At 56.1% G+C, this 10,770-nt stretch carries 9 protein-coding genes and 2 pseudogenes; 6 read left to right on the forward strand and 5 right to left on the reverse strand.

Annotation, left to right across the window (positions count from 1 at the left end; all coding sequences use genetic code 11):
• Together BAA01_09840 and BAA01_09845 are read left to right on the forward strand one after the other, a co-directional pair.
• Positions 1–1,942: pseudogene (locus tag BAA01_09840) on the forward strand (hypothetical protein).
• A 148-nt stretch (positions 1,943–2,090) separates the two neighbouring features.
• Positions 2,091–2,822, forward strand: coding sequence for a hypothetical protein (locus BAA01_09845; protein OUM86319.1), 732 nt, complete (start codon positions 2,091–2,093; stop codon positions 2,820–2,822).
• Positions 2,823–2,855: 33 nt separating this feature from the next.
• On the opposite strand, the gene BAA01_09850 is transcribed toward BAA01_09845, so the two are convergent.
• The 3 genes from BAA01_09850 to BAA01_09860 all read right to left on the reverse strand — a co-directional run bounded on the left by BAA01_09850 (position 2,856) and on the right by BAA01_09860 (position 6,122).
• Complete coding sequence (locus BAA01_09850) at positions 2,856–3,218, reverse strand: hypothetical protein (protein ID OUM86320.1); 363 nt, start codon at positions 3,216–3,218, stop codon at positions 2,856–2,858.
• A 155-nt stretch (positions 3,219–3,373) separates the two neighbouring features.
• On the reverse strand, positions 3,374–4,255 hold the full coding sequence (locus tag BAA01_09855) for a hypothetical protein (GenBank protein ID OUM86321.1): 882 nt from the start codon (positions 4,253–4,255) through the stop codon (positions 3,374–3,376).
• 355 nt (positions 4,256–4,610) lie between these two features.
• On the reverse strand, positions 4,611–6,122 hold the full coding sequence (locus BAA01_09860; protein OUM86322.1) for a transporter: 1,512 nt from the start codon (positions 6,120–6,122) through the stop codon (positions 4,611–4,613).
• A 308-nt stretch (positions 6,123–6,430) separates the two neighbouring features.
• On the opposite strand from BAA01_09860, the gene BAA01_09865 reads away from it, so the two are divergent.
• Positions 6,431–7,654 (forward strand): hypothetical protein, encoded by a 1,224-nt coding sequence (locus BAA01_09865; GenBank protein ID OUM86323.1) that lies wholly within the window; start codon positions 6,431–6,433, stop codon positions 7,652–7,654.
• A gap of 54 nt (positions 7,655–7,708) precedes the next feature.
• Here the strand turns inward: BAA01_09865 and BAA01_09870 are convergent, their stop codons facing one another.
• Positions 7,709–7,903: a hypothetical protein gene (locus BAA01_09870; GenBank protein ID OUM86324.1), complete on the reverse strand. Its 195-nt coding sequence runs from the start codon at positions 7,901–7,903 to the stop codon at positions 7,709–7,711.
• A gap of 121 nt (positions 7,904–8,024) precedes the next feature.
• Here BAA01_09870 and BAA01_09875 point away from each other — a divergent pair, with 121 nt between their 5' ends.
• Entirely contained in the window at positions 8,025–8,450 is a 426-nt protein-coding gene (locus BAA01_09875) for a polyketide cyclase (protein OUM86325.1), read from the forward strand.
• Between the two features lie 57 nt (positions 8,451–8,507).
• On the opposite strand, the gene BAA01_09880 is transcribed toward BAA01_09875, so the two are convergent.
• Entirely contained in the window at positions 8,508–9,473 is a 966-nt protein-coding gene (locus BAA01_09880; GenBank protein ID OUM86327.1) for an NADPH dehydrogenase, read from the reverse strand.
• A gap of 281 nt (positions 9,474–9,754) precedes the next feature.
• Between BAA01_09880 and BAA01_09885 the strand changes: the two genes are divergently transcribed.
• Both BAA01_09885 and BAA01_09890 read left to right on the forward strand, forming a co-directional pair.
• Positions 9,755–10,366: a hypothetical protein gene (locus tag BAA01_09885; protein ID OUM86326.1), complete on the forward strand. Its 612-nt coding sequence runs from the start codon at positions 9,755–9,757 to the stop codon at positions 10,364–10,366.
• 111 nt (positions 10,367–10,477) lie between these two features.
• Positions 10,478–10,770: pseudogene (locus BAA01_09890) on the forward strand (transposase).

Genomic DNA, 10,770 nt, shown 5'->3' on the forward strand with positions numbered 1-10,770 from the left:
GTCCCGGAGGTTCAGCGCGATCAACTCGGACGCCATGTCCCTCAAGGAACAGGAGATTGTCGTAAAGCCAGACCGCAACGCTCCCGCGCTGGACGGCCACAAAATCACCATCGACGCCTTTTTGCCCGATTTTTGCCAGGGATTTCAGCGCATGTACGAAATCTTGCTTAGGCATCGCGACCGTTTGGCTGATCCGGCGGGGCCGCTGGCCGGTTTTCAGGGCGTGCCGGTCCGGCTGGTGTTTCGCGCGACCAGCCTGTACGCCCATCTGCTGACACAGGGGCTGAACCCGAAATTTTTGCGCGACGGAGCGGACTTTGCCCTTCATTTCGAGCGGCTTTGCCTTCCGGTTCTGGAACATGAAGGACGCAAAAAGCTGTGGCCGCTCGTACGGAAGGAACTGCGCGATTTGCAGGGCATGGATATCCCCTGTTTCACGATGCCGACGGACCGTAAAGAGGTGAAGACGGAGGCCGGCAAGTGGAGCGAAGCCTTGTGCGAAAGCGCCCCGTTTGAACGGATGCTGGGGAAAATTCGCGGACTTGGCATGGAAGACTGCCGGTTTCAACTGTCGCTGATTCGCGGATCGATGCAGGCCAGACTGGCGGGCGCCGCGCATACGGCCGTCGGGGCGCCGGAACCGGTCGGGGAAACGGACGCGCACCGGCGGCCAACCGGAGAAACCGCCTGCATCGCCGATGGACTCAATATTGCCAGGGAAATTGCGGAACGGCTCAGGGCGGAGATGATCGAAGCGGCCGACGGGACCCGCACCTGGATTGCCTCGCGCCTGGTTCACGACCGTTATCAATACATGCCGGTCGGCTATGACCTTTACAGCGGGCTCGGCGGGATTGCGTTGTTCTTTGCGGCTCTGGCCAAAGTGAGCGGCGATCCCCGGTACCGGATGGACGCCTTGTCCACGCTGCGGATGATCAGGCAGGACGTGCGGCGAAACGGCCGAAACGTGCTGAAACAGACGGGCATCGGCGGTGTCGCCGGATTTACTTCGGCCATCTATGCTTTCACCGTCATCCACCGTCTGATCGGCGCGCCTGAACTGCTCGACGACGCGCTCGAAATGGCCGCGCTCATCACGGATGAAACCATCGAAAAAGACCGCCGTTTCGACGTGATCCACGGCGCGGCGGGAGCGATTTTCGCCCTTGTCGCTCTTCATGACGCCGCACGATCCGAAGACGCCCTGCGCCGGGCGGCCGCCTGCGCCGCCCATTTGCTGCGGCATCGCGCCGCCGCTGAGGACGGCCGGCGCGTCTGGAAAACCGATTCATTCGCCAGGCCCCTCTGCGGTTTCTCGCATGGCGCTTCCGGCATCGCGGCCGCGCTGCTCCGCCTTCACGAGCGAACGGGCGATCCCGCTCTGGCGGAAGCGGCCCATGAGGCGCTGGCTTACGAACGCGGCCTGTTCCAGCCGGACAAAGGCGGATGGCCGGACTTGCGCTATCCGGACAAAGGCGGACAGGGATTGACCGACGCGTGGTGCCACGGCGCCGCGGGCATCGGACTGGCCCGCCTGGAGGCGTTGCGCTGCGTCCCCCGGAACGCATGGGAAGATGAGCCGTATCGGACATACAGAAACGATCTGGAAGCGGCGGTTTCCATCGTCCGCAATGCGCGGTGGCCGGCAGCTCCGGATTCGGTATGCTGCGGCAACATGGGTCGGCTCGATTTTCTGCTGGCCGTTTCCGTTCAATTTCCCGGCTCCCGCGATTTTCCTTCGTTTGCCGATCTTCCCGGGGTGGTGCGCGAACGCGCGGAAGCCATCATCGCCGGTTACCGTCATCGGGGATCGTTCCGTTTCGCTTCGCATGCGGAAATCGAATCGCCCGGCTTCTTCCAGGGACTTGCCGGCATCGGCTATCAGTTGCTCAGGCTGCTTCATCCCGACCAACTGTCTTCGGTTTTGCTGCTTGAAAGATAATGAAAGCGGCCACCGACGAGGAATTCCGCATAGTGGACAATGCCGGAGCCGATCTGATCCTCGTCCTGCCCGATCCGCGATAACCGATATCCCGGGTGGACAGTGATCCCGGACTTTTTCCGGGTGTATGCGTGGTGGCGAAAAAAGGATGACCCATGGTTCGGAGGAGCTGATTCATGTGCATGTGAACGCCATCTTTTTGGACTTTTACGGAACTCTGGTTCATGAAGACGACCGCGTCGTTTCCATGATTTGCAATGAGGTCAGTGAACGGGCATGGGTCAAATGTGACAGCCAAGAAGTCGGAAGGTTCTGGTGGAGGGAATTCAGCGAGCTTGTCCGCGGCAGCTATCATGAATCTTTCCGGCTGCAGAGAGAGATCGCCAGACTTTCATTGGAAAAGACCATCGAACATTTTCATGCGGATTGTTCAGCCGATCGGCTTGTCCAAAAACAATTTGAATATTGGATGAAACCGGATCTGTTCGATGATACAATCGGTTTTCTGAACAGTCTTGAGGGATATAAGGTGTTTATCCTATCAAATATTGACACGGCCGATTTGATCGCGGCGGTGACCCACCACGGCATCCGGGTGAATGGCATTTACACGAGCGAAGATGTGAAGTCCTACAAGCCGAGAAAAGAGATGTTTCAACGTTGCCTCGATGAAAACAACCTGGCGGCCGACCAAGTCATCCATATTGGCGACTCGTATTCCAGCGACATCGTGGGAGCCAACAACTGCGGGATCAAAAACATTTGGTTGAATCGCGCAAACAAGAAAAAGCCGGATGGCCCGGATCCGACATTTATCTGTAAAGATCTTCGAGAAGTTGCGATGCTTCTAAGTGATATCGAAGGAACAAAACGTCCGTGACAAAGGCGTTTTTCAGCCGGCCCGCCACTTTTCCTACATCAAACTCGCCGCGAGAAGCACCCAGCCGAGGATGAAGGACAGTCCGCCCAGCGGCGTGACCGGGCCGAGCCAGCGGATTTTTTTGACACTCAGCACGTACAAACTCCCGGAGAACAAAATGATTCCCGCCAGGAGCAGCCAGCCGGCCGCCGGAATCCTTCCGTCATCCGGATATTGGCCGGCCAGGATGCCGACCGCAACCATGCCCAAGGCATGGATGAGATGATATTGCACGCCCGTCCGGAACGTGGTCAAGCCTTTTGCCCCTAGCCGGTCCTTCAGCGCATGCGCGCCAAAAGCCCCCATCGCCACTCCAATGGCCATCAGAATGCCGCCAAGTACAACGAATGTTTGCATGGTCCTTCCTCCCGCTTTGTCCCGGATTGAATTCTGCTGACCGCATCGGCGGCCGGCTGGTATGACCAGGAGATCACCCGTTTTTTTGACCGGTGAAATTCTCCGTGATTCGGGTTCCGGTGGAACAAGTGCCGGAATATGGGGTGGTCTGCTGTTTATGAAGCCGAGGCGCTCTCCATAATCGTAATTTCCCATCTTCTTAATTCTTCCAAACTATTTATGAGTTCGTAACGTTTGGGAGGCGAACAATCCTCGAAGCTTAATTCTTTATACTTCTTTTCCAGCTTGTCGTAAATTGCTTTTTGAAGACCGTCCTCGGTCAATTTGCTTCCGCGATCCAACAATCCTGTTACGGCACAAATCATGGCATCGAATTCATCATCGTTGATGGTCAACTTTTCTTTGGCAACAGCTTGTGCAAACAATGCTTTGGCGATATTGCACAAGGATTCATCTTTTGTTGATTGACCTGCCGGCTTCCAACCGTCTGAATCCAGATCAACCTTTCCTTTTTTGTAATTTTTGTAATTCTTATCAATGCCCGGCTGTCTCAAAGTATCGGCCAATTGTTTCAAAGAGCCCGCAGGATAAGTTTCGAACAAGTTCTCATACTTCTCGAAAGCATGCCGGGGGTCGCTTTTATCCGTGTCCTTGTCGTGCAAACAATACATGAAGCGGGAAACGACGGCTCCAATTTTGTCCGCGAAAGGAGGCAATCCATTGTAGGCTTTGTCAACCGGTCTATAGGTAAGTTGCCAGGGAAAACGAAACGAATTTAAATGATCGAAAGGCAACCCTTGAAGATCCATGGGGGCATCTATGTATACCTTTACTGCAGGATCTTCCAACAACTTCAAAAAATATTCCTTGCTCTTTATCAAATCTTCCGAGTTCAACGGATGGTTCTTTATAATTTTCAAAGTGACACGGCCATTGTCATCTTTGACTGCCTCAACAATGGCTGTCTTTGTGCTGGTAAAGCCGGCAAGATCAATGCCATATGCCTTGCGGATTTTTCGGGTAATATTTCCCGCCATCGTGTTCTCTTCCGCTCCCTTCGCCTATTTGGGATACAAGACGAAAATAACATACAGGGCCGGCAGGGAAAACTCCGGTTCGGGAAGCGGTCCGCCAAGCGCGCTCATCTCCACGCAAGCCAGCGCATGGCAACGGACGCGGACACGAAGGGGGAAACGAAAGTCAAAACAAACATGAAAAGGACACCCGCCGGGGTGTCCTTGTTCAGTCTGCCAGGCATCCTTCAAACGGTTCAGGAATCGGATTTCGACCCGTTCTGTCTCGCCTTGATCACGGCGTTGACAATGCTGGCGGCCAATCCGCCCCAGATGATCACGATGCCGATGATCATCATCGCAATCGCGCTGCCTTCCATTACCGGGACACCTCCTTGGAATCACTCGCGGCAATTTCCGGCGCATTGTTTCTGAACAACGAGAAGACGATGCCCAGAAGGATGGCAAGTGCGGCGACCGCCCATCCATATGCGCTCACGAACCAGGTTTCGTATCCGCCGTAATTTTCCCTGATGTTCGTGATGATGTTGTCCACCATCATGTAGCCGAGCACGATCGGCGTAATGACGGCCAGGCAAACTTTCCACCACAGTCCGAGCCTGATGTCCGAAACGGAGTTTGCGTGCTCCTGAAGCTTGCCGAGCTGTCTCGCGATCCAGGCGACGGCGATCACTTCCACCAGGCCGGCCAGCGCGACGCCGAAGTTGTTGATGAAGTAGTCCACGACGTCCAGGAAGAACAGCCCGCCTTTGGAGGAGAAGACGATCGAGACGATCGTCGTGAGACCGCCGCCGTACAGGACGGCTTTCGCGCGGGAAATGTTGAACTTCTCCTGGAGACCGGCGATATACGTTTCCACGATCGAGATCAGCGACGTCAAGCCAGCGAGCACGAGCGACGCGAAGAACAGGAACCCGAAGAACCCGTTGAGCGCCGGCAGGGTGTTGATGATCTGCGGGAACACCACAAAGGCAAGACCGACGCCGCCGCTGACGACTTCATCGACTCCGACGCCTTGCTGCGCCGCCATGAAGCCCAGGATGCCGAACACGCCGATGCCGGCGAGCAGCTCAAACCCGGAATTGGCAAAGCCGGTGATGAACGCGCTGTTCGTGATGTCCGATTTTTTCGACAGATAGCTGGAATAGGTCACCATGATGGCAAAACCGATGGACAGGCTGAAGAAGATCTGGCCGTATGCGGCCACCCAGACTTTGCCGTTCAGGATCGTATCCCAGTTCGGCTTGAAGAAAGCGTTCAGGCCTTCCGCCGCGCCTTCCAGGGTCAAAGCGCGAATGACCAGAATCGCGAACAACACGAAGAGGGCGGGCAGCATGATTTTGTTCGCCACTTCTATCCCTTTCCGGACGCCGCTGTACAGGACGAACAACGTCACCAGCCAGACGACGATCAGCGGAATGAACACGCCCGGCACGATGCCGCCGAATTGCCCCGGCGTATCAGCCAGTTTCAGATACTGGCCGAACAGGAATCCCTCGGTGTCGTCTCCCCAGCGCAGATTGATCGAGAATACCGCGTAGGACAGCGCCCAGGCGATGACCGCCGCGTAATAGACCGCGATGACAAAGCAAATGACCAGTTGCCACCAGCCGATTCCCTGGAACTTCCTGTTGATCTTGGCGAAAGATCCGGGAGCCGACGCCCTGTATTTGTGACCGATTGCAAATTCCAGAATGAGAAGCGGAATCCCTGCCGTCAGAAGCGCAAACAGGTAGGGGAGGAAAAATGCTCCGCCGCCGTTTTCATAAGCGACAGCCGGGAAGCGCCAGATATTCCCCAAACCGATGGCCGAACCGGCAGCGGCCAGGATAAAACCCATTCGGGTTCCCCACTGAGGACGATTTTCCATGCCAATCACAGCCTCCATCAGATAAGGGTTTTTGGATATGAAGCGCTTACATTTGTTATCATACAGGATTTTGCCACTACAGAAAAGAGTGTTTTTTACAGTAAATCACTCTGTTCTGTCAACTGCGAAAACATAAAGTGCGCCAAAGCCATTTTTTCCCATTTGTTATTCCCCGAAAGACGTGCCGGTCCCATTTTATTTTCTTACATAAAGAAAACTTTAGAATTCTTTTAGCACCGCTTTGTCATCGGATGTTATTCTGTGCCTTGACATATATTTTTCATCGGAGAAAGGAAAACGTTGAAGCCATGAAACGCATGGGAAAAAGGAAACTTCTGCATTCGCTCGTTGTAATGATGATGGTGTTTGCCGTCGTTCAGGCGCCGGTTTTTGCCGAGGACGCGGCAAATGCCGACGCGGCTGAATCCAAACCGGCGGTAATCACCGCTGAACAGGTGGAACAGGCGCTGGCGCGGGGCGTCCCCGGCGAGGAAAAAACGATCCGGTTAACGGTTCAGGCCGACGAGGACGCGGACCAGATCGTCGTGCGGATGAACGGGGAGCACATATTGGCCATCTCCGACGACAATCCCCGAAATCTCCTCGTATTCGAAACACCCCTGGGCGAATTTGCGAAGATCCCGAATGGCCAGGTATTGCGGCGGCTGGCGGAAGAACAGGAGCTTGCGGTCGGGGAAATCTGGTTTGAACTGAGCATCGCAAAACCGGACGCGAATGAAGCGGAACACATTCTGCAGGCGGCCAAAGAGCAAGGGATGGTCCCGCTGACCGACCCGATTGCCATCGAAATGGGGTTATGGGCAAACGAAGAATTGTTGGACGAGGAGAGCTTGGTCGGTTACTACACGCATTGGCTGCCCGCGGAACCGGTCATCGACTGGGAATTCTCTTCCGGCATGATGTATTATCCGGAAAGCGGCCAATTCGAACCATTGGGCATGGCATCGTCCATCCGGGACGGCCGCCGGATGCTGACGGCCATGATCTTTGGAAGCGGCTACTATTTCATCATCAAGAGCGAAAAAACATTCTCCGACGTTCCCGATGACGCCCCCTACCGGCAGGCGGTTCACCGGCTGGCCGCGCAACGCGTCATCGAAGGAACGGGGAACGGCACCTTCCGTCCCGACCGACTGCTGACGCGGGCGGAAGCGGCGGCCATGTATACGCGGTTTTTTGTGATGGTGGAAGAGGGTGATGCCGATTTGGCCGCGGAAGTCTTCGAAGATGTGGAGGCGGACGACTGGTTTGCCAGCTATGCCGGAGCGATGTACCGGTACGAGTATCTGAAAGAAGGACGGTTCAATCCGAACGGCCATGTGACGGCGGATGAAATCTACAAGGCGTTCCTCAGCGGATACGTCGAGTACCTGTTCTCGTTCATCGGGGAACGGATCGAAACCGGCGGTCCTTATGTCACCCGGGCGGAAGCGGCCCTGATCTTTGACCAGATGGCCAGAGCCTATGATCTTTCCGCCGAGAGGACACAGCAGCGCAGTTTGCAAGGTTGAGCGATCCGAAGGCGATTGGCGTCGGACCTTTTCCGGGGCAGGATGGCATCGGGGTCATCCAGCTCCGGTTTTTTTCGCCATGTTTTTCCCTGCTCTGCATTCAGCATCATCATGATTTGAAAGGACACCACCGTCAGGCAAGCCCAAAAACCAATCTGGAAAGCTTCTTTGGCTCCGTTGGTCCAGGAGATCCCCCGTTTTTGATTTGTAAACGAACTGCAAAATTTTCGAAAAGATCGTGAGGGCCAATCAAAGATCTCCCGCGCTTCCTGCCCTCACATCATAACCGATGACCGATGAATTTTCTCCATTGGATTTCGTCTTACATGATGAGGAACAAAAATAACATGGATGAAAGAGGTGCCTTCCTTTGGAAACAGGCAATTCCGTGAAAGTCACCGTCCAGGCCGTCATTCAGGCTCCGGTGGAAAAAGTGTGGGAGTATTGGTCGAAACCGGAACACATCACGAAATGGAACCACGCCACGGATGAATGGCACGCGCCATGGGCGGAAAATGACTTGCGGGTCGGCGGCAGGTTTGTGACCAGGATGGAAGCGAAAGACGGCAGCATGGGGTTCGATTTTGGCGGCATTTACGACGTCGTGAAAATCCATGAGGAAATCGCGTATACCCTGGGCGACGGACGAAAAGTCCATATCTCGTTCATTGCGCGGGGGAATGAAACGGAGGTCGTTGAAACGTTCGACGCGGAAAGCACGCACCCCGTCGAGTTTCAACGGGCGGGCTGGCAGGCGATCATGGACAATTTCAAGAAATATGCGGAGTCCCGCTGAGCTGACAAGGGTTTATCGACAGTACGAGACGCCGGGACCTTTCCCGGCGTCTTTTCTTCACGGATACACCCGCACGTATTGCTTCGGAACGCTTGGCTGCTGTTTTAAAGCGACCGCCGCGTTTAATGCCCAGTGCGGATCCCTCAGCAGGCCGCGGGCGATCGCCACGAGGTCGGCGTCCCCGTTGCGGATGACGGCGTCGGCAAGGATTGGATCTTCCAACATTCCCACCGCGACGACGGGGACGTCAAGGGCCTCTTTGATTTTGCGGGCAAACGGCACCTGAAAGCCGGGGTAGTTGCCCGGCTTCCTTCGCCCGGCCGGCCCCTCCCCGCCCGAAGTAATATGGAAGACATCCACGCCCGCGTCCCGATACACTTCGCAGAGACGGATGGCGTGGTCGAGGTCATAGCCGCCGTCCGCGTATTCGACCGCCGAGATCCGGAAAAACAGCGGCATGTCCTGCGGCAGTTCTTTTTTCACGGCCTGTATGACCCGAACGCCGAAGAGCGCCAGGTCTTTCCCGTATGCATCGTCCCGTTGGTTGGTCAGCGTGGAGTGGAACTGATGAATCAAGTACCCGTGGGCCCCGTGAAGCTCGATCATGTCCGCCCCCGCCTCGACGGCGCGCCGCGCCGCGTCGGCGAAAAGCCGCACGATCCGTTCGATCTCGTCGGCCGTCAGGGCATGGGGCACCCGAAAGCCGGGACCCGGATACGCAATCGCAGACGGGGCGACCGGCCTTGCCGCATCTTCCGCCTTGCGGCCGGCATGGGCGATCTGGATCCCGATTTTGGCGCCGTGGGCGTGAACCCCGTCGATGATCCTGGCGAAAGCCGGAATGTGCTCGTCCGACCAAAGCCCCAGGTCGGCATCCGTAATGCGTCCGTCCGGTTCCACATCCGTCATTTCCATGATGATCAGGCCAACCCCGCCGATCGCCCGGCTGAGATAATGGACGTAATGCCATTCGTTCGGCTTGCCGTCCTTGGCGGTGACGGAGTTTTGCACCATGGGCGCCATGACGACGCGGTTTTTGAGCTCCAGTCCTTTCACGCGAAAAGGGGAAAACAAATGCCGCTCCAAATCGGCCACCTCCGGTTTGGCGTTGCTGGATGCTTCATTTACCCGAATGACCCCAAACGTGGTAAAATGAAGCACAACAGGATTTGGCTTCATTTTACGGCGGGCTTGCCGGGGCAAGAAGAACCGCAATTGTACTGCCATCACCGCTTCTGCTTGTGCCAGTCCCATGACCGGCGATACTGCTGTTGCCAATATCAGTTTGAGGGGAGGCCGCCGTCATGAACGGGGAACAACGACGAAGGGAGCTCGGCCGATTTTTGCGGTCCCGCCGGCTGCGGATGACGCCCCAAAGCGTCGGCTTGCCGCATGCCGATATGAACCGGCGGAGAACGAAAGGATTGCGGCGGGAAGAAGTCGCCGCGCTCGCCGGCATTTCGCTTCCCTGGTACACTTCCCTCGAACAAGGCAGGGCGATCAATGTCTCCGATCAGGTGCTGGACAGCCTGGCCCGTGTGTTGCGGCTGAGCGAAGACGAGCGCAAACACCTTTATACCCTGGCCGGCCGGTCCCGCACCGCCGGTGACAGTTATCACGGTCCGCCGCCCGTATCGGATTCGCTGCAATATTTGCTGGATCAATTGTCGCTGTGTCCGGCCTATGTTTCCGACAGGAGAATGAACGTGACGGCCTGGAACCGGCTGGCCGAGGCCGTCTTCGGCTCCTTCGGACCGGCGGACAGCCGCGAGCGCAACATGTTCTGGCGCATGTTCATGCTCCCCTCGTACCGGGCGATGTTCATCAACCGGGAGGATCTGGCCCGATCGCTGATCGGCCATTTCCGATCCCTTTACACCCGGCATATCGAGGATCCCTGGTACACGGAATGTTAGAGTAAAATTTGCGTGGGGGTAAAGTCTGGAAAAAGCGAACATAGAAAAAAGAGCTTCTCCCTTGGTAAAGTGAATTTGGTACAAAACACACACCAAGAGGAGGAAGCTCCTGTGCAGCACTTTACCACAATCATTCCCACAATGAAAGAGCTTGAGCAGTGGATGTTCCGGGAGATGCAGGAAGCGTTCGCCAGCGCGATGAAGACAGCGTTGGAGATGTTGGATCAGATCATCCTTGAGCAAAGGGATCGCCAGCGTTTTCGCGTCAAGGCGGAACGGGAAACCAGCGTCAACACCGTGTTTGGCAGCATTCGCTTCAAGCGGAGGTTGTACATGGATCGTCAAACCGGCAAACACGTGTACCTGCTCGATCAGCACTTGCAATTTGAGGGACGAGGGAAAGT

It is taken from the genome of Bacillus thermozeamaize (assembly GCA_002159075.1).
Taxonomy (GTDB): Bacteria; Bacillota; Bacilli; order ZCTH02-B2; family ZCTH02-B2; genus Bacillus_BB; species Bacillus_BB thermozeamaize.